The organism is Bacillus sp. AC266 (assembly GCF_979253805.1).
This window is the reverse complement of the sequence record NZ_CEEDEC010000004.1, coordinates 1-19349: the sequence shown is the minus strand read 5'-3', so window position 1 is coordinate 19349 and position 19349 is coordinate 1. Positions and strand designations below refer to the sequence as shown.

22 protein-coding genes are annotated in these 19349 nt (G+C 36.9%); 11 read left to right on the top strand and 11 right to left on the bottom strand.

Annotation, left to right across the window (positions count from 1 at the left end):
- Window positions 1–43: 43 nt before the first annotated feature.
- Entirely contained in the window at window positions 44–787 is a 744-nt protein-coding gene (locus tag AC0IXC_RS17095) for a DUF3298 and DUF4163 domain-containing protein (RefSeq protein WP_002089296.1), read from the bottom strand.
- Between the two features lie 96 nt (window positions 788–883).
- Here AC0IXC_RS17095 and AC0IXC_RS17090 point away from each other — a divergent pair, with 96 nt between their 5' ends.
- Entirely contained in the window at window positions 884–1267 is a 384-nt protein-coding gene (locus AC0IXC_RS17090; protein ID WP_002034550.1) for a hotdog fold thioesterase, read from the top strand.
- Between the two features lie 39 nt (window positions 1268–1306).
- Here AC0IXC_RS17090 and AC0IXC_RS17085 read toward each other — a convergent pair whose 3' ends face one another.
- On the bottom strand, window positions 1307–2683 hold the full coding sequence (locus AC0IXC_RS17085; protein ID WP_471653073.1) for a glycine--tRNA ligase: 1377 nt from the start codon (window positions 2681–2683) through the stop codon (window positions 1307–1309).
- A 369-nt stretch (window positions 2684–3052) separates the two neighbouring features.
- Complete coding sequence (locus tag AC0IXC_RS17080; protein ID WP_471653072.1) at window positions 3053–3742, bottom strand: DNA alkylation repair protein; 690 nt, start codon at window positions 3740–3742, stop codon at window positions 3053–3055.
- A gap of 118 nt (window positions 3743–3860) precedes the next feature.
- Here AC0IXC_RS17080 and AC0IXC_RS17075 point away from each other — a divergent pair, with 118 nt between their 5' ends.
- On the top strand, window positions 3861–4328 hold the full coding sequence (locus tag AC0IXC_RS17075) for a hypothetical protein (RefSeq protein WP_002034556.1): 468 nt from the start codon (window positions 3861–3863) through the stop codon (window positions 4326–4328).
- Window positions 4329–4431: 103 nt separating this feature from the next.
- On the opposite strand, the gene AC0IXC_RS17070 is transcribed toward AC0IXC_RS17075, so the two are convergent.
- A complete protein-coding gene (locus AC0IXC_RS17070; RefSeq protein WP_002139350.1) occupies window positions 4432–5757 on the bottom strand; it encodes an ArsB/NhaD family transporter in 1326 nt (441 codons plus the stop codon).
- A 290-nt stretch (window positions 5758–6047) separates the two neighbouring features.
- On the opposite strand from AC0IXC_RS17070, the gene kapD reads away from it, so the two are divergent.
- Window positions 6048–6671, top strand: a complete 624-nt coding sequence (gene kapD / locus AC0IXC_RS17065) for a 3'-5' exonuclease KapD (protein ID WP_002034559.1) — start codon at window positions 6048–6050, stop codon at window positions 6669–6671.
- A 40-nt stretch (window positions 6672–6711) separates the two neighbouring features.
- Here kapD and kapB read toward each other — a convergent pair whose 3' ends face one another.
- Window positions 6712–7095: a kinase-associated lipoprotein KapB gene (kapB, locus tag AC0IXC_RS17060; RefSeq protein ID WP_001209324.1), complete on the bottom strand. Its 384-nt coding sequence runs from the start codon at window positions 7093–7095 to the stop codon at window positions 6712–6714.
- 174 nt (window positions 7096–7269) lie between these two features.
- On the opposite strand from kapB, the gene AC0IXC_RS17055 reads away from it, so the two are divergent.
- Window positions 7270–7446 (top strand): hypothetical protein, encoded by a 177-nt coding sequence (locus AC0IXC_RS17055; RefSeq protein ID WP_000982764.1) that lies wholly within the window; start codon window positions 7270–7272, stop codon window positions 7444–7446.
- Between the two features lie 67 nt (window positions 7447–7513).
- A complete protein-coding gene (sodC, locus tag AC0IXC_RS17050) occupies window positions 7514–8053 on the top strand; it encodes a superoxide dismutase [Cu-Zn] (RefSeq protein ID WP_002143588.1) in 540 nt (179 codons plus the stop codon).
- A 117-nt stretch (window positions 8054–8170) separates the two neighbouring features.
- Here sodC and AC0IXC_RS17045 read toward each other — a convergent pair whose 3' ends face one another.
- On the bottom strand, window positions 8171–9322 hold the full coding sequence (locus AC0IXC_RS17045; protein ID WP_471653071.1) for a MalY/PatB family protein: 1152 nt from the start codon (window positions 9320–9322) through the stop codon (window positions 8171–8173).
- Window positions 9323–9439: 117 nt separating this feature from the next.
- Between AC0IXC_RS17045 and AC0IXC_RS17040 the strand changes: the two genes are divergently transcribed.
- Window positions 9440–9691, top strand: a complete 252-nt coding sequence (locus AC0IXC_RS17040; protein ID WP_002015854.1) for a YugE family protein — start codon at window positions 9440–9442, stop codon at window positions 9689–9691.
- A 215-nt stretch (window positions 9692–9906) separates the two neighbouring features.
- On the opposite strand, the gene AC0IXC_RS17035 is transcribed toward AC0IXC_RS17040, so the two are convergent.
- Together AC0IXC_RS17035 and AC0IXC_RS17030 are read right to left on the bottom strand one after the other, a co-directional pair.
- Complete coding sequence (locus AC0IXC_RS17035; RefSeq protein ID WP_215590311.1) at window positions 9907–10746, bottom strand: alpha/beta fold hydrolase; 840 nt, start codon at window positions 10744–10746, stop codon at window positions 9907–9909.
- Between the two features lie 203 nt (window positions 10747–10949).
- Window positions 10950–11930 (bottom strand): 2-hydroxyacid dehydrogenase, encoded by a 981-nt coding sequence (locus AC0IXC_RS17030; protein ID WP_340779075.1) that lies wholly within the window; start codon window positions 11928–11930, stop codon window positions 10950–10952.
- Window positions 11931–12192: 262 nt separating this feature from the next.
- Here AC0IXC_RS17030 and AC0IXC_RS17025 point away from each other — a divergent pair, with 262 nt between their 5' ends.
- From AC0IXC_RS17025 to yugI, 3 genes are all read left to right on the top strand, one after another.
- Window positions 12193–12690: an Lrp/AsnC family transcriptional regulator gene (locus AC0IXC_RS17025; RefSeq protein ID WP_002067952.1), complete on the top strand. Its 498-nt coding sequence runs from the start codon at window positions 12193–12195 to the stop codon at window positions 12688–12690.
- Window positions 12687–13877 (top strand): aminotransferase, encoded by a 1191-nt coding sequence (locus tag AC0IXC_RS17020; protein ID WP_002129685.1) that lies wholly within the window; start codon window positions 12687–12689, stop codon window positions 13875–13877. The genes AC0IXC_RS17025 and AC0IXC_RS17020 overlap by 4 nt, the downstream gene beginning before the upstream one ends.
- Before the next feature lie 253 nt (window positions 13878–14130).
- Window positions 14131–14475, top strand: coding sequence for a S1 domain-containing post-transcriptional regulator GSP13 (yugI, locus tag AC0IXC_RS17015; protein ID WP_002015848.1), 345 nt, complete (start codon window positions 14131–14133; stop codon window positions 14473–14475).
- Between the two features lie 112 nt (window positions 14476–14587).
- On the opposite strand, the gene AC0IXC_RS17010 is transcribed toward yugI, so the two are convergent.
- A complete protein-coding gene (locus tag AC0IXC_RS17010; protein WP_002034535.1) occupies window positions 14588–14821 on the bottom strand; it encodes a DUF378 domain-containing protein in 234 nt (77 codons plus the stop codon).
- A 282-nt stretch (window positions 14822–15103) separates the two neighbouring features.
- Between AC0IXC_RS17010 and AC0IXC_RS17005 the strand changes: the two genes are divergently transcribed.
- Window positions 15104–16456: a glucose-6-phosphate isomerase gene (locus tag AC0IXC_RS17005; protein WP_002015845.1), complete on the top strand. Its 1353-nt coding sequence runs from the start codon at window positions 15104–15106 to the stop codon at window positions 16454–16456.
- A gap of 108 nt (window positions 16457–16564) precedes the next feature.
- Window positions 16565–16978 (top strand): YugN-like family protein, encoded by a 414-nt coding sequence (locus AC0IXC_RS17000; RefSeq protein WP_002131278.1) that lies wholly within the window; start codon window positions 16565–16567, stop codon window positions 16976–16978.
- On the opposite strand, the gene AC0IXC_RS16995 is transcribed toward AC0IXC_RS17000, so the two are convergent.
- Both AC0IXC_RS16995 and AC0IXC_RS16990 read right to left on the bottom strand, forming a co-directional pair.
- On the bottom strand, window positions 16965–17960 hold the full coding sequence (locus tag AC0IXC_RS16995; RefSeq protein WP_061673634.1) for a potassium channel family protein: 996 nt from the start codon (window positions 17958–17960) through the stop codon (window positions 16965–16967). The genes AC0IXC_RS17000 and AC0IXC_RS16995 overlap by 14 nt on opposite strands.
- A gap of 95 nt (window positions 17961–18055) precedes the next feature.
- Window positions 18056–18739, bottom strand: coding sequence for an MgtC/SapB family protein (locus AC0IXC_RS16990; RefSeq protein WP_002143579.1), 684 nt, complete (start codon window positions 18737–18739; stop codon window positions 18056–18058).
- Between the last annotated feature and the right edge of the window lie 610 nt (window positions 18740–19349).

Genomic DNA, 19349 nt, shown 5'->3' with positions numbered 1-19349 from the left:
ACCTCCAGTTGTGTTTAGGTTAACATTATCGTAGCGAAAATATTTACTTGTTGTCAATCAAAATATTTTGATAAGAAGGCTTTAAATAGTCTCTAAGCAATGTGTATGGAATACGAAACTGCGGAATTCCGCTTGAATAAGGAGCAATTTCATATAAAGGGAAATAAATCACAAGATTATCGGGTTCTAAAAAGTAGTGAAACTTTTTAGTGCTCGTTACTTTTTCGACTGCATCAGGAAAATAAATGCTTTCATTTTGTTTAATTTGTCTTACAATCTCTGTGCGAATTATTTCTTTATATTTATCCTCTTGTTGAAATAAATCGTCTAAGTGTAATAATTTTTTTTCGTTTAAATCAAATGTATTTGCCTTCCACGTATACAGTCCGTGCGCTCCGCCTGTATATTGATAGTAATTCACATATAGACTTAGGAAAGGTGGTTTGTTTAAAGCTACTTTATAGTCAACATTTGCAACGTATGGATGAAAAGGTGTGCTAGATCCTTCTGTTTCTTCATAATATTTCTTCGCTTCTTTTTCTAATTTACTTTTAAATTTAGTAGTAGAGTTTTTGTAATAGGAATTCAGCTTATTTTGAAATTTCGAATCAGAAAAGTTGTGAAAGGAAGGCCTATTAATTTGATATTCTATATAAGGTTTCTTACCTTTTTGCGTTACAGTCTTAACATTGATTGTCAGGTTGGATGCTTTGGCTGCTATTGCACAATTTGGTACAATAGTCAGCAAGGAGAACATAAGCAATAGTATACAAAATTTCTGTTTCATTTAGGTGAAACCTCCTTATATAAGTGTTATAGGTAGTTTGAAATTAAACAGGTAAAATTATACATTTGATCTAAAGGGAGAGAGGTTGAAAACGATATGTCAAAAACTTTAATGGATTCGCTTGGAATTGAGTTGTTAGAAATGACAGAGGATAAAGTAGTTGCTACAATGCCTGTTGATGAACGCACGCATCAGCCGTTTGGATTTTTACACGGTGGTGCATCTGTTGCATTAGCAGAAACTGTGGCAAGTGTTGGCTCATACAATTTAATTGATCAAGAAAAATGTATTTGTTTCGGATTAGAAATTAATGCAAATCATATTCGCTCAAAGCAAGATGGAATTGTAACAGCAATTGGAACACCGATACATAGAGGACAATCGACAATGGTTTGGGATATTCGCATCATTGATGAAAATGATGAGTTACTATGCATATCAAGATGTACAGTAGCAATTAAAGAAAAACGTGAAAAATAGAAAAGAGGCAGCTCTGATGAGCAGCCTCTTTTTTTATAATTAGAACTGGATTTTCTTCTCTAAGAAACCTTTTAGTTCGCTAATTGGCATACGAACTTGTTCCATTGTGTCACGGTCACGTACTGTAACAGCTTTGTCTTCAACAGAGTCGAAGTCGTATGTGATACAGAATGGAGTACCGATTTCGTCTTGACGACGGTAACGTTTACCGATAGAACCAGTTTCATCAAAGTCTACCATGAAGTCTTTAGCTAGTTCTGCGAATACTTCAGTAGCACCTTCAGATAGCTTTTTAGATAATGGTAAGATAGCTGCTTTATATGGTGCTAAAGCAGGGTGGAAACGAAGAACTGTACGAGAATCGTTTTCTAATTGCTCTTCTTCATATGCATCACATAAGAATGCTAATGTTACACGGTCTGCACCTAGAGATGGCTCGATGCAGTAAGGCACGTAACGCTCATTCGTTTGTGGATCGATATAGTTAAAGTCTTCGTTAGAGTGTTCCATATGACGTTTTAAATCGAAGTCTGTACGAGATGCAACGCCCCATAGTTCGCCCCAACCGAATGGGAATCTGAATTCAATATCAGTTGTTGCGTTACTGTAATGAGATAATTCGTCTTCACCGTGGTCACGAAGACGCATGCTTTCTTCAGTCATACCAAGTGAAAGTAACCAGTTTTTACAAGTTTCACGCCAGAATGCGAACCACTCTAAATCTTTACCAGGCTTACAGAAGAATTCAAGTTCCATTTGTTCGAATTCACGTGTACGGAATGTGAAGTTACCAGGTGTGATTTCGTTACGGAAACTTTTACCGATTTGGCCGATACCAAATGGAAGTTTTTTACGCATAGAGCGTTGTACGTTTTTAAAGTTTACGAAAATACCTTGTGCTGTTTCAGGACGAAGGAAGATTTCGTTTGTGCTAGACTCTGTAACACCTTGGAATGTTTTGAACATTAAGTTGAACTGACGGATTTCCGTGAATTCTTGGCTACCGCAATCTGGGCATTTTACTTCATGTTCTTTCATTAAGTCAGCCATTTGGTCGAAAGTAAGACCGTCAACGACCATTTCGATACCTTTTGCGTCTAATGCATCTTCAATTAATTTGTCAGCACGGTGACGAGCTTTACATTTTTTACAGTCGATCATTGGATCATTAAAGTTACCAACGTGACCAGAAGCGATCCAAGTTTTTGGGTTCATTAAAATAGCAGCATCTAAACCAACGTTGTGTGGAGATTCTTGAATGAATTTTTTCCACCAAGCTTTTTTGACGTTATTTTTTAATTCGATTCCAAGTGGACCGTAATCCCATGTGTTTGCAAGACCACCGTAAATTTCAGAACCAGGGAAAACGAAACCGCGATGTTTCGCTAAGTTTACAACTTGTTCCATTGAATACATAATAAAATCCTCCTTTTGAAAGTTAACGTATTTGCGATGACGTGATGGGTACTTTGGAAACGAGCAATATATGCTTTAAAAAACATAAAAAAACGCTCATCCCAAGGCTTAATCGCCTAGGGACGAGCGTTTGCCCGCGGTTCCACCCTAGTTGATACACAAAATGTGCATCCACTTTATCACGTATTGCTCGAGACTGCCGTTTCCTCGCAGCTTCAGGCTTTCACTATCCCTGAATCGCTTTTTATGCAAGTACTTATAAGTCCGTCATCGCTACTTATATTAATAATAATGAACATATTTTAACACGTTCTTTTTTAAATCTCAATAGAGGAACGTGCCCATCTAGGATAGAGTCTCGCCTATTTTTTAGTTATTTATTCCGTAATTTTGCTTAATATGCTTAATTGCTTCGCGTTTACTAAGCGAGGCAAGTTCGTTATTTTGAACGTATTCCCATACTACATCTGGTTTTGTTTTTGCATATTCGCGAAGGACCCAGCCGATTGCTTTTTGAATGAAAAATTCTTTTGAGGAATGTAGTTGTCCGATAATCCAGAAAAGGAGTTCTTCATCCATTTTTTGTTTATATTTTAGCTGGAATAAAATAGCGGCACGTTGTAACCATATGTTTTCTGATGCAATCCACTTTGGAATATATGCAGAAATTAATTCTGGATGTTTTAAAAAGATAGCACCTAAAAATGTAGGGACGATGCTATCAACAGAATCCCACCAAGATTTTGTGACAATAAGTTCTTCTAAAAATGAGATGTGAGTTTCGTTTATGTGTTTTTTATATTTTTGCATGATATCGAGTGCGGAAGCTTGAAATTCACGTTCTGGTAGGTCCCAAAGTTCACGCACGATAATTTGGAAGTCCTTTTTATCTGGGAGAGTATGTATTTGAATGACGTCTTTCAATAACTGTCTTCTCTCAGGAGTTTGAATACCGAGAAACGGGAAGTGATTTTTCATATAACGTGCCATCGGTTCTGCTTTTTCGGGATTTTGATGAGCTGTAAAATGCTCTTGTAATGCCTTTACAAATGGATGCATAGGTATGTACTCCTCTCTCATTATCTTTCTCTTCTTATTATACAAAGAGTTTGGTTAAATTTTAAAACATAACTTGCACTGTAATGAAATATGTTGAGAAGAGAGAGGAGAGGATAAGATGGAAGATCAAGGCGTACTAGCAGGTTTCTTTGCTCTTAGTTTTGCGTTTATGCTTGTTATAATAATTTGGGCAATTATTTCGTATTTGTTAACGGCTTTTGCACTTTATACGATGGCAAAAAATGATGGTGCAACTGATGGTGTTCTTGCTTTTATTCCGTTTATAAATAGTAAGATATGGGGTGATTTAGCGAAAGATAAATTACCAGATTTCTTGAAAGAAGAAGCAGGGTGGAAAGTATTTGGCATATATGTTGGATGCTTCATCTTTAATTTCGTACCAATTCTATATATATTAGCAACAGCTGTATCACTTGTACTGTCTATTTATCTTATCTATGCTATTTTGGATAGATACGGAACGAATTCCATACTATTTACGATCATTCATACAATCACATTTTCGGTTTTCTTGCCGATTCATTTGTTCATTATTCGGAATGAGCCGGTGAGGTATAACGAGTAGGCGTATCAAAGTTGCCCTGCGGTCGATATATTTGGTTCTATAATAATTCGGATATGCTGAAAAAAGAACGAAAGCGCCCTGCTGAGCAGGGCGCTTTTTTCTACTACATAAGATAGCGTAAGTAAATGTAAATATGAGAAATGATTAATGAAACGATCATAATTGGGAAGCCGACTTTAAGGAATTCCATGTAGCTGAATTTATGTCCTTCACGACTTGCGATACCAGCTACGATTACGTTAGCAGAAGCCCCGATTAATGTTCCGTTTCCACCTAAGCAAGCACCTAATGCTAATGCCCACCATAGTACGTCGACTTGTGCGTCAGAAGGTGATAAACCTAGCCCAACTGCCATATCGTTAATAAGTGGAATCATTGTTGCAACGAATGGAATGTTATCGATTGTTGCAGAGGCGATACCAGATACCCATAGAATAAGGATAGATGCCTGAGAAATATCTCCGCCTGTTATTCCAATTACTTTTTGAGCTAACATTTTGATAAGCCCGATATCAATAAGTCCTCCAACGAGTACGAATAGTCCCGCGAAGAAGAAGATTGTTACCCACTCTACACTTGCGAATACCTCTTCAATTTCATGCTCTTTCACACCGATTAGCATAAGTACAGTAGCGCCAGTTAAGGCGATGATAGCTGCATCAATATGGAAAATGGAATGAGTCATGAAACCTAAAATAGTAAGGCCAAGTACTGTTAAAGATTTCTTCATTAATACTGGGTCTTTAATGTATTGTTTTTCATCTAAGCTCATTAATTTTTTAATTTGTACAGGATCAGCAATTAATTGCTTACGGTACATGAAGTAAAGAATTGTTGCCGTAACAGCAATAATGATGATCACGATAGGTGCTAAGTTGAATAAGAAAGCATTGAAATCTAAATGCTTATTTGCAGAACCAATCATAATGTTTGGCGGATCACCAATTAATGTTGCTGTTCCTCCGATATTTGAAAAAATAATTTCAGAAAGTAAATATGGAACAGGATTTACTTGCAAGATGCGCGTAATAGATAAAGTAACTGGAACAACAAGAAGTACTGTTGTAACGTTATCTAAAAATGCGGAGCCGAGCGCGGTAAGTAAGGAAAGTGAAATTAAAATTTTAATTGGATTTCCTTGTGCTCCTTTTGCGGCTTTAATGGCAACGTATTGGAAGACACCTGACTTACTTGTAATGTTTACGAGTATCATCATACCGATGAGTAATGTAATTGTTCCCCATTCAATATGTTTCGTAAAGGCATTGTGTAAGTCAACGACCCCTGCAATTACCATGAATGCTGCACCAAGAAGTGCGATGACAGCACGGTTAATTTTTTCAGAAATAATAATGGCATATGTAATTAAAAAGACTGCGATAGCGAAATAATACTGCCAGTTTGCGAGTTCTTGCGTTGTTTCGTGCAAAACTCTCATCTCCTTTCATTCACTTTTCTTAGTGTGTCAAAAAATTAACTAGATGAAACACACATAACGTCATTATAAAGTAGAAAAATGGCGGATGTAAATGGAAGGGTTTATTTTGTCATATTTTCTGCATAGGTCATTTTTTCTTATTTTTAAAAATATTTGTGGGCATCTGACATATATATAAGATACATCCAATCTGAATATTTAAAATCGAATCAGCATTCGAGCTTGTTCGTGTAGGAGTGTCAAATAGAAAGGAATGACAAATATGATAAGGAAGGGATCGTATGGATGAACAACGATTTTTGTTTTTAGACTTTGAGTTTACGATGCCCCAGCATAGAAAAAAGCCAAAAGGTTTTTTCCCAGAAATTATTGAGGTCGGACTCGTTTCAGTTGTTGGTTGTAAGGTGGAAGATACGTATTCATCGCATATTAGACCGAAAACATTTCCGTCTTTAACGGATCGATGTAAAAAATTTTTAGGAATTAAACAGGAAGTAGTGGACAAAGGAATTTCTTTTCATGAACTTGTTGAGAAACTTGCAGAATATGAGAAGAGTGGTAAACCGACAATTGTAACGTGGGGAAATATGGATATGAAAGTCTTAAAGCATAACTGTGAAATGGCGGGAGTAGAATTTCCATTCTTTGGACAGTGTCGTGATTTATCGCTTGAGTATAAGAAGTTTTTTGGAGAGAGAAATCAAACAGGGCTGTGGAAAGCAATTGAGGCGTATGGAAAAGCAGGAACAGGAAAGCATCATTGTGCGCTTGATGATGCGATGACGACATATAATATTTTTAAGTTAGTAGAAAAAGATAAAGAGTATTTAGTCAAACCAGCACCTCCGACATTAGGGGAACTTGTTGATTTTTCGAAAGTGTTAAAGAAAGTGAGTACACAGTAACGACCAAATTGCAAAATATGTAATTTGGTCGTTTTGTTTTTTAAAGTTTGTAATCTTGCTTCAATTGCTGAAGTGTTTCTAGACTACGCCCCGCAAAAGGTGAATCATCTTCAGAAAATGAATTCATTTGAGTTTCTAATGCTAATTTTAGTGACTCTGTATAATCCGGAATTTCTCCTTCATATTTCTTCACCATTTGCTCTGGAATGTTCGTCTGTTCACGAAAAGCTAAAGCACGTCTTTCATGGAAAAATGGTACGTCAGCTTGTTTTACATTATGTAAATCACCTTGCACTGGATGTTTTAAAACAGCTAGTACTTTTACGACGTAACTGCCAGGACGGCTATTTGTAATTTCGCCGATGTATTTTCCAGTTTTATAAATACCAGTAACGATTTCACCAATTTCAAATGTTTCTCTCATATTTTTCACCTCAAGTTTATAGTAAGGAAAGTGCGCGAAGGAGTCAAAGAAATCATTCGCTTTCGGAACGCCCCCCTTGAGAATATGACAGGCTTCAATTATAATTTAAGATGATAAAACAGAAAATTCTGATGTTTATTCTTACTATAAATTCCCCGATAAGGAGTGTTTCATATGATGCCTTTATATTTTCCTGAAGATAAAACGGAGTATATTATTCCAGGTATTGTTTGCGTTCTATTTATCATCGGTGCGGTCGCTACGTGGCGTATGTTTATTCGTGTATCAAAACGAGAAGCAGAGCGATTACAGAAAGTAGAAGAAAAGCTTTTAGCTGAAAAGAAACGGTAATTCATTTTGTATGTTTCCCTCTATGCTCGGACAATCTAAGGGCAGAAAGCATTTTGGAGGGAATTGAATGAAAAGACGGCTTTTTTTCAGTTGTTGTTTATTATTTCTAATGGCGGGTTGTGACCAAGGGAAGCCGAAAGAAATTGATGTGAAATTACATAATGCTTCAGGTGATGAAGTTGGGACTGCAAAAGTAGTTCAGCAAACAAGTGGAGTGAAAATTACGATTAAAGCGGAAGGCTTTACACCAGGACCACACGGGATACATGTGCATGAAATCGGAGAATGTAAAGCGCCACGTTTCGAATCATCTGGGAATCATTTTAATCCGGATAATAAAAAACATGGGCTCTTGAATCCGAAAGGTGCGGAAAATGGTGATTTACCGAACGTAGTTGCAGACGGTTCGGGAAAGATTAAAGCAGAAATCGATGCTCCGCATATAACGCTTGAAGAAGGAAAAACGACGATTCATAGAAAAGATGGAGCGTCTATTATTATTACAGAAAACGCTGATGATGGTATGACGCAACCAACGGGTAAATCTGGTGGCCGAATTGCTTGCGGTGTTATCGTAAAAAAAGTGTCGGATATGAAGAAAAAATAGAAGCTACCGTGAATGGTAGATTTTGTTGTAAAACCGCATGATAGTAAGTGGAATTATATCGATTTATCGAAAAAAGGAGGCTATCCCAAAATCATTTTGGGATAGCCTCCTTTTTTGTTATGAGAATGTATGGTGTAGTCTGTTTAAAATTTCTTCTAAAACAGATCTAGGACAGCCAATGTTAATTCGGATATAGGCTTCCCCGCCCATTCCGTATTTCTCACCAGGCTCAACGATGATTTTACCTTTCTCTTCAAGCAATGCTGTTCGTTCATCTTGAGAAAGATCCAAGTGGGAACAATCAATCCACAGTAAAAAACTACCTTCTGGTTTAATTACAGAAAGAGCTGGTATGTGATTTTGAATATACTCACAAGCAAATTGAGCGTTATCTTCAACGTACAATCGAATTTCATTTAGCCAATCATTACATTCTGTATAGGCACTTTGCATTGCTGTATAAGCAAATGTATTTAATCCGTGGAATCCTTGTCTATATTGGATAGACATAAAGGCATTACGGAGATTTTCATTCGGAATAATAATGATCGATGCTTGTAATCCAGCGATATTAAATGTTTTGCTCGGAGCCATACAAGTAATAGTGCGTGCTGCTAATTCTTCAGATAAAGAAGCAAACGGTGTATGAGTATGGCCTCTATAAATAATATCGGCGTGAATTTCATCCGCGACAACGGTTACATTATATTGCGTACATAACGTACCGAGTTTTGTTAGCTCCTCTTTCGTCCAAACGCGCCCGATAGGATTGTGAGGGCTGCAAAGAAGCATTAGTTTTACACCTTGTTTAAATTGAGTTTCTAGATGCTCGAAGTCTATCTTATATATGCCATTTTGTTTAAATAAGGGACTCTCACATAATTGTCTATTATTTGTTTTGACCATTTCAAAAAATGGTGGATAAATAGGAGGTTGTACGAGTACGGCTTCTCCTTCTTTCGTTATAGCTTGTATGCTCGTACTAAGAGCTGGAACGATACCTGCGCTAAATACAATCCATTCTTTTTGTATTTCCCAATTGTATTGGCTTTTCGTCCAATTACAAATGATATCCCAAATATTTTCAGGAGGAAGTGTATAGCCGAAAATAGGATGTTCTGTGCGTTTTTGTAATGCAGTTTGAATTGGTTTTGGTACTTCAAAATCCATATCGGCAATCCAAGCGTGGATGAGCTCTTCATTTTTATATGTATCCCATTTTGTACTATGCGTTCCGCGACGATTTACCGTTTTATGAAATAGTTGCATATGCTTGCTCCTTTCTTCTGTCAAACTGTTAAGTTATGAAAATTCTCACTCTTCTTATAGAATAGCTGATATGATACGATAAAGAAAAGCATTAAAAAGTGAAAAGGCGGGAAGCAGATGGGTGCATATGACAAAATGATTGAGGTTGTGAAAAATTGGGATCCGTTTCAAATGGGACCGGAGTTTTATGAAACAGAAGCGAGCGATGTTGTAAACGTCGTAAGTGTGTTTGATGATCCGAAATACATCGCAAAGAAGATTCAACATATATACTTTATGTCTTTTGAAGAAGTACCTGCACTTGAAAAATGCGAAAAATTAGCAGTAGAGTTACTCGTACTAAAAGAAGGCGGAAGTTGTTCGTTATAGGCTGTCGGAATTTACGACAGCCTTTTTGTTTATTTTTATTTGTGCTGATTGATTAAAGTTTCACCTTATCCCGCTATTTGCGAGCAGTAAGACTCCCGCCTCAAAATTCGGTTGAAGCAAAGAGGTTAGGCGAGAAATCAAACTGCCCGTAAAAACCCGATTGGTGAAGGCTAATAATCCGTGGGGATAGAACCGCTCGCGGATAAAGCTTCACTTTATTGCGTCGCAAACGTAATAATTTCTTCATAAACATGATCGGGCTTTTCTTCAGGTAGTAAGTGCCCTGTATTTTCGTAAGAAATGAAAGTTGAATTAGGTAGGTCCTTATGGAGACGGTGTCCTACATGTACAGGGACGACGCGATCTTTTTCACCCCAAATGAGTAATACTGGGGTTTCGATTTTTTGTAATTCAGTTGAAGATAAGTCACCTTCACGGTCTCTTATCATTCGAGTTAAAGCAGGGAATATACGATCATCATAAAAAGGAGCAGCATAGCCTTCCATCATTTCAGTGTCAATTAATGAATGGTCATGAACGACATTCATTAAGTTATGGACGATGCCCCTTCGAATAATCCAGTTCTTCACGTATAAGTGGAAGAACGGTAAATAAGAGGAGTACAGTAAAGGTAAGTTTGCGCGTGCTAAATAACTAGAGCTACATAGTAAAATCGTCTTTGAAATTAATTCAGGGCGTAGTCGGTTTACAAAGAGTGAAATTTGTCCGCCCATAGAATGGCCAACTAGTACAATATTCGAGAGAGATAAATGTTCGATTAAATCGATAATAATAGCTGCTAAATTGTGATAAGAATATTTAAAGAGATGAGATTTATCACTTTTTCCGAATGGTGGTAAATCAAGGGCAATTACTGTACCTTCCTTTGTTAGTAAAGGAATGAGTCTTCGATAGCTAAATGAGGAAGAGAGGAAGCCGTGAACGAGTACGAAAGTAGGTCGTTCTTTTTTAGTATTATGTTCATACAATTCGTAATGAATAGTAGTCCCGCGAGTGGAAAAAGTGAAGTAAGGGCATTTGCATTCATGGTTCATTTTTTGTCACTCCATTGATTTTTGTTCATATCATCTCCCGGCAAGAAACAAAATATGTTAACAAAAAAAGGGAAGATGACATCGTCATCTTCCCTTTCGCTTATTTATCCCGCTATTTGCCGGCCCGTAAAAGCCCGATTGGTGAAGGCTAATAATCAGTGGGGATGGACAAAACCCCCACTGATTAAAGTTTCACTTTATAATTACCCACGCACAATATTAGGTGGTGTTTTTCCTTGTAATCCTGCTACTAAATTTTCAGCAGCTGTCATTGCCATTTGCTGCCGAGTTTTTAATGTTGCAGATCCGATGTGCGGTAAAGTTACAACGTTTTGTAATGATAAGAGCGGATTCTCTTTTTGAATCGGCTCTTGTGTAAATGTGTCGATGCCGGCTGCAAATATTTTCTTTTCTGTTAACGCATGAATTAATGCAGTTTCATCTACTGTTTTCCCGCGAGAAGCATTAATGAAAATTGCTGTTTCTTTCATTAGTGAAAATTCCTTTTCACCGATAAGATGATACGTTTCATCTGTTAATGGAGTAAGAAGAATAATAAAATCAGATTGTTTGATTAAAGTTTGTAAATCACAATATGTAGCATCAAATTTTTGCTCAGCTTCTTCTTTACGGCGACGGTTATAGTAAAGGACATTCATATCAAAGCCGAATTTCGCTCGTTTTGCGACAGCTTCTCCAATTCGTCCCATTCCGATAATACCAATCGTACTATGATGTACATCTAGTCCGAAGTGTTCTTTTCCAATTTCAGCGTTCCATTTACCATTTTTTACATAGGAATTGAGTTCGCAAACACGGCGACCAGCAGATAACATAAGAGCGAAAACGAGATCGGCTACTGTATCATCTAACACATATGGAGTATTCGTTCCGATAACATTTTGTTTTTCCATCGCTTTTAAATCAAAGTTATCATGGCCAACAGAAATGTTACTTACTACTTTTAAATTAGGAGCAACCTGTAATAACTCTTCATTTATAGTAGATCCGAAATTTAATAACCCATCTTTATCTTTTATTTTTTCTAATAGAACATCACGAGGTACTTTCTCGTTTTGATCCCATTTTTCAAAATCACAGTGTTCTGATAAATAGTTTTCTACAAATGTTGGAACTGGTTCAGCAATATATACTTTTGGTTTCACGGTTCCATCCCCTTTCACTTTATCCTGCGTTTTTTCACTTTACCCCGATTTAACGGACAGTAAGCCTCCCGCCTCAAAAAGCAGCTTAAGCAAAGAGATTAGGTGGGAAAGCAACGGTCCGTAAAAGCTCGATTGGTTCAAATAATAATCAGCGGGGTGAGTCTTTCCACTGATTAAAGTTTCACTTTATTTTGACATAATTCACTAAAAAAATCTTCTTTTCAAATTGGAAAGAGTATTTGTATAATTTAGACAGAAACTAAAAGGAAGGATGATTTATATGGTGACAGAGAAAGAATTGGAATTATTAGCTTGTCTTGAAAAGAATAGTCGTTTATCTGTAGATACATTAGCGAAGTTGTTAAATATAGAAGTAGAAGAAGTGAAAAAAATGGTTACGAAATTAGAAAGTGAAAAGATTATCGTGGACTATGTAACACATATCGATTGGACAAAAGTGAAAGAACATACTGGTTTAACGGCGATGATTGATGTGAAAGTTACACCGAAGCGTGGTGTCGGTTTTGATGCAGTAGCTGAACAAATTTATCGCTATTCAGAAGTGAAATCCGTTTATTTAATGTCTGGGACATATGACCTTTCTATTACATTAGAAGGAAAGACGATGGGAGAGGTAGCGATGTTTGTTTCTGAGAAATTAGCAACAATTGAATCTGTCGTTTCAACGACAACTCATTTTATTTTGAAGAAGTATAAACATGAGGGGATTATTTATGAAAAGACAGATGATGATAAGAGAATTGTGGTGACACCGTGAAGCAATTTGACCTATCTAGAGTAGCAGAATCTTTACAACCGTCCGGTATACGAAAGTTTTTTGATTTAGCGGCAAGTATGAAAGGTGTTATTTCACTTGGAGTGGGAGAGCCGGACTTTGTTACACCTTGGAATGTAAGGCAAGCATGTATTCGTTCTTTAGAACAAGGATATACGTCATATACAGCAAATGCAGGATTATTGGAGCTCCGTCAAGAAATAGCAAAGTATCTAAAAAAACAATTTGCAGTATCTTATGATCCGAATGATGAAATCATTGTTACAGTTGGAGCGAGTCAAGCGCTAGATGTAGCGATGCGTGCTATTGTAAACCCTGATGATGAAATACTTATTATTGAACCAAGTTTCGTTTCGTATGCACCGCTTGTTACGTTAGCGGGCGGGGTCCCGGTTCCAGTGGCGACTTCATTAGAAGATGAATTTAAAGTACAGCCAGATCAAATTGAAGCAGCTATTACAACGAAAACAAAGGCAATATTACTTTGTTCTCCCAATAACCCAACAGGCGCAATGTTAAATAAATCCGAATTAGAAAAGCTAGCTGTTATTGTTGAGAAGTATAATTTAATCGTGTTATCGGATGAAATTTATGCAGAGCTCGTATACGACGAAGCATATACGAGTTTCGCGAGTATTAAAAATATGCGTGACCATACGATTTTAATTTCAGGGTTTTCAAAAGGGTTTGCCATGACGGGATGGCGTCTTGGGATGATTGCAGCCCCTGTTCAATTTTCAGAATTAATGCTCAAAATTCACCAGTATTCAATGATGTGTGCACCAACGATGTCTCAATTTGCAGCGCTTGAAGCATTACGCGGGGGAAATGATGAAGTAATTCGAATGAGAGATAGCTATAAAAAGCGTCGTAACTTTATGACGACATCTTTCAATGAAATGGGCTTAACATGTCATGTGCCAGGCGGGGCATTTTATGTCTTCCCTTCTATAGCTTCAACCGGACTATCTTCAGCAGAATTTGCAGAGCAGTTATTATTAGAAGAAAAAGTGGCTGTTGTTCCTGGAAATGTGTTTGGCGGGAGTGGTGAAGGATTTATTCGTTGTTCATATGCAACATCGCTTGAGCAACTTATGGAAGCAATGAAGAGAATGGAACGGTTCATAGAGAATAAAAAAAGGACAAAACACAATACGTTTTGTCCATAAAAGGGGGGGAATACTAGAAAGCCATGTGTTAGTATTCTATCCTAATATTGGAGAATTATACGTATTACAGGAAATTTTTTCGTGAATTTTGAATGAGTTCTATCAAAGTGGTATAATTTACTAATATAAGGTGGGAGTATCCTCGGTGTTTTACTTAGGATACTTACTCACTAATCGGATATTTAACAATAAATACATCTGCTTTGCTATTTACAATTGTAGAGAAAATGGTAAACGTATGGGAGTGTTTCACATGTCAGAACAATATACAACGGGAGTGGTTGTAACAGGGAAAGTAACTGGAATTCAAGATTACGGTGCATTTGTAGCTTTGGATGCAGAAACACAAGGACTTGTGCATATATCTGAAATCACAAATGGGTATGTAAAAGACATTCATGACTTTTTAAAGGTCGGAGATACAGTAGAAGTAAAAGTACTTTCAATTGATGAAGAACACAGAAAAATGAGTTTATCGTTAAAAGCGGCGAAAAGAAAGCAAGGACGAATTCTTATACCGAATCCATCAGAGAACGGATTTAATACACTGCGAGAAAAGCTAGCAGAATGGATTGAAGAGTCGGAGGTAATAAAGTAAAAGAGGAACGCATATGAGCGTTCCTCTTTTACTGTGACTTATGATATATATATTTGCAAATATGATTGCATGCAATCATATTCGTATGTCGGAGGCGAAAAAGACATACTGACTATTGAATTTCATGTGTTTCTGGGTGAGTACCAAGATTCTCGGATGGTTTAAATAGTAAGCCGAGATTGATAAGCCCAGAAATACCAACGATGCCGTAAATAATACGTGCAAGAGCTGAGTTCTGTCCCCCGAAAATAGCCGCTACTAAGTCAAACTGGAAGAACCCGATCAGTCCCCAGTTAACAGCGCCGATTACAGTGAAGACTAATGCGATACGTTGCAAGGTACTCATGAAAAGCCCCCCCTTAATGTGAAGCGTGAGCAAGCAAGGAGTTAATAAGAAAATTTAACTCCTTTATAGAATGGTATAGTTTTGTTGTTTTTATACATGAAAAATGTACGAAAAACGATGTATATACATCTATACCGAAAAATTCGAATTTTTATGCAAAAAATGAACTTTTTCTAAAAAATAAATAATGGTTACGTTTACAATTGTTGAATCGCTTGATTTACAACTTTAGTTTCGCTAAAGTGAATACAGAAATACATATACATAATTGGAGGGAAAAAGATGAGTACACATGTAACGTTCGACTATTCTAAAGCGTTATCCTTCATCGGTGAAAATGAACTAACTTATTTACGTGATGCAGTAAAAGTAACACATCATGCAATCCACGAAAAAACTGGAGCTGGGAACGATTTCCTTGGGTGGGTAGAGCTTCCGCTTCAATATGACAAAGAAGAATTCGCTCGCATTCAAAAATGCGCAGAAAAAATTAAAAATGACTCTGACATTTTACTTGTTGTAGGTATTGGTGGTTCTTACCTAGGAGCACGCGCAGCAATTGAAATGTTAAACCATTCTTTCTATAACACGCTTTCTAAAGAACAACGTAAAACTCCACAAGTGCTATTTGTTGGACAAAACATTAGCTCCACTTACATGAAAGATTTAATGGACGTACTAGAAGGTAAAGACTTTTCTATTAACGTTATTTCCAAATCAGGTACAACAACAGAGCCTGCAATTGCATTCCGTATTTTCCGTAAATTATTAGAAGAAAAGTATGGAAAAGAAGAAGCACGCAAACGTATTTATGCGACTACAGATAAAGCGCGCGGTGCTTTAAAAACATTATCTGATAATGAAGGCTACGAAACGTTCGTTATTCCAGATGATGTTGGCGGTCGTTTCTCTGTATTAACACCAGTAGGTTTATTGCCAATCGCTGTAAGTGGCCTAAACATTGAAGAGATGATGAAAGGTGCAGCTGCTGGTCATAATGATTTCGCGAAATCAGAACTTGAAGAAAACCCAGCTTACCAATACGCAGTAGTTCGTAATGCTCTATATAATAAAGGGAAAACAATTGAAATGCTTGTTAACTATGAGCCAGCACTTCACTACTTCTCTGAGTGGTGGAAACAGTTATTTGGTGAAAGTGAAGGAAAAGATCAAAAAGGTATTTTCCCATCTTCAGCAAACTTCTCAACTGACTTACACTCATTAGGTCAATACATTCAAGAAGGTCGTCGTGACCTATTCGAAACAGTTCTTAAAGTAGGTAAATCTACACACGAACTAAAAATCGAATTAGACGACAACGATTTAGATGGATTAAACTACCTTGCTGGTGAAACGATAGACTTCGTAAACACAAAAGCATACGAAGGTACATTACTTGCACATAGCGATGGCGGAGTACCAAACTTAATCGTAAACATCCCTGAATTAAATGAGTACACATTCGGTTACCTTGTATACTTCTTCGAAAAAGCATGTGCGATGAGCGGCTACCTATTAGGCGTAAATCCATTTGACCAACCAGGAGTAGAAGCATACAAGAAAAACATGTTTGCTTTACTTGGTAAACCAGGATTTGAAGAATTAAAAGCAGAATTAGAAGAGCGTTTAAAATAATAAAAAGCGATCGGGTCTCCGGTCGCTTTTTATTATTTTATTGAAAGGTACATCGGTATATTCAAACTAGAATGGGTATGCTAAAGGAAAAGTCTAGGAGGGATGGGCTTGATTCCGATTCAATCAAAATTAGAAGGATGTACATATGCGTTATATAAGTTAGAAGAGGTTATGAAACCACTTGGATATAGTATTGGCGGCAATTGGGATTATGATAAAGGATGCTTTGATTATAAAATCGACGAAGAAGAAGGGTATCAATTTTTACGCGTACCATTTACAGCGGTGGATGGGGAACTAGATGTGCCTGGTGTAATAGTCCGTCTTGAAACACCGTATATTCTTTCGCACGTATATCAAGACGAACTAGATGATAATGTTAATGCTTTAACAGCTGGAACGAGTGGATTGGATCAATTTGCGGAGCCGCAAGATCCAGATGGAGATGTGAAAAGAAAGTATGTCAATATTGGTAAAGTATTGGTACAAGAACTAGAAAATCATTTTTTTAATGGTGAATAACGATGAGTATGTCGCTTTCGATGAGAATGAAAGAATGAACTGGATTGATCATATATTGTTCGTCGCGCTTTACACCTAGTAAGAGAATGTTTTGCTTTAAAAGAGTATAGCTACAATTTGCAAAGGATTGTCCGGTACAGGACGGGGGAATCTCCATCAGTTGTAATTTGTTATCAGAGATTTCATCGTAAAGTGAGAATAGTACACCTGAAATGGAAGGGAATAAAAGAGAAGCGGTAAATACATAGCTCGTTAATTTATTTCCTTCTATAATTTCTGATACGCCAGCTCTCGTTGCATTTTGGATTTGTTCAGAAGTAAGAAGTTCAGCGATGCAGTGAATGTTTGGATTAAGTCCTTTTGCAGTTAAAATATTTAAAATGGACTGTGTATCTGCTAAGCTTTCGTTCTTCTCTTTATCCGCTGTTATTAATATAGTGTGAGCTGTTGTAATGTTAGCTTTTAATAAAGTTTGATCGTGATGCGGACAACCTTTTATAAATTCTAAATGATGAAATGGCTTTGGAAGTAAAGAAAGTGTTTCATCAATTAAAACAATATCAAGGTTCGGTTGTAATATGTGCATTTGTTTTACAACATGTTTTGCACGCTCATTCCAGCCAACGATAATCATATGACCATTAGAGGTAGCAGCTGTTTCACCTTTAATTCTCATATATTGTTTATTAATCATGTCGGTAGCGAATAGAACCATATAATAAGAACAAAATCCCGTTCCTAATAAAATAATACATATACCAATAAGTTTTCCTATCGTTGTATGGGGGGCGAAATCGCCGTATCCAACGGTGAAAATGGTAACGATTGACCACCAAACCCCGTCGAACCATGTGGTGAAGTGAGATGGCTCTAATATATGTATAAGAAAGCCGGAGAGGGCAGTAAGTACAATAATAAAGCAAATTAAACGAAAAATAATGGAATCACGAAATGTATCTACTAAATTCGGACGGGATTTCAAGTTCCTATTCCTCCTTACTTTTCAGGACTACATTCATTGTTACCATTATAGAAAAAAGAAAAACTCTCTAATTAAAAAGAGAGTTCATTTCATAATTAATACATACTTTCAACTTCAGTTTGTTGAACACTTTCAAGATGCTGGAGAGCATAATAAACATCAGCAGTATGTCTTTTTTGATCGATAGACAATTTTAAATGTAAATAGTGCGAACCATTTTCCAATGTTTTGAGCTTCATGTTCTTAACTTTTATATCCATTTCTTTTATTTCTTCAATTACGGTCGGGATATTGTCCATATTTCGTACAACGAGTCTCACTGCGATATCACGTTGGCGAAATGATCTAGGACCGACGTATTTCATCGCTAATGGTATAAGTTCCACACTAATCATAAGGAAACACATTCCGAAAATAGCCTCGATATAGAAACCAGCTCCAACGGCAATGCCGATGCCAGAAGCACCCCAAATCATAGCGGCGGTCGTTAACCCCGCAATACTATCGTTTCCTCTGCGTAAAATTACACCGGCACCTAAAAAACCAATTCCTGATACAATTTGAGCGGCAAGTCGAAGTGGATCCATATTCATATGATCGGTATGTGGTAAGTTGTAAGCTGCTTTAATAGAAACAATAGTTAGGAGGCAACTAATAATAGAAATAACTAAACACGTTTTTAAGCCGAGTGGTTTACGTTTTAATTCGCGCTCTAAACCGATAGCGAATCCTAAAATAGCCGAGAGACCTAGTTTTATTAATAAGTCGGTGTAGTCCATGTATATTCCTCCTTGTATGATATGGTATATGAATAAAACGTTTATCCCACTATTTGCGGGCAGTCAGCCCCGCCTCAAAATTCGCCGAATGCGAGAAAGTTAGGTGGGAGACGACTGCCCGTAAATGCCCGATTGGTGAAGGCTAATAATCAGTGGGGGATGAACACCCCACACTGATTAAAGTTTCACTTTATATAGAAAGAAACGTTTTTTGACAGAGTGACTTACTATAGAATATATGTAGGAATTACTTAGAAATGAAAGAGATGTTTCGTTTAAGTATATGATATTAAAAAAGAAATGTAGTTGGTTTCAAAAAAGTTTTCAAAAGGTGTTGCATTTCATTTTTTCACATGATATATTAATAAACGTCGCTGATGCAGAAACGCAGAAAACGACAAAAAAGAAATTAAAAAACATAGTTGACATCGAAAAATGAAGATGTTAATATGATGAAGTCGCTTCTGAAGCGGCAAATAAGTTCTTTGAAAACTGAACGAAACAAACAACGTGAACGTCAATTTTTATTTTTTGATGCTAGACAAACTAACTTTATTGGAGAGTTTGATCCTGGCTCAGGATGAACGCTGGCGGCGTGCCTAATACATGC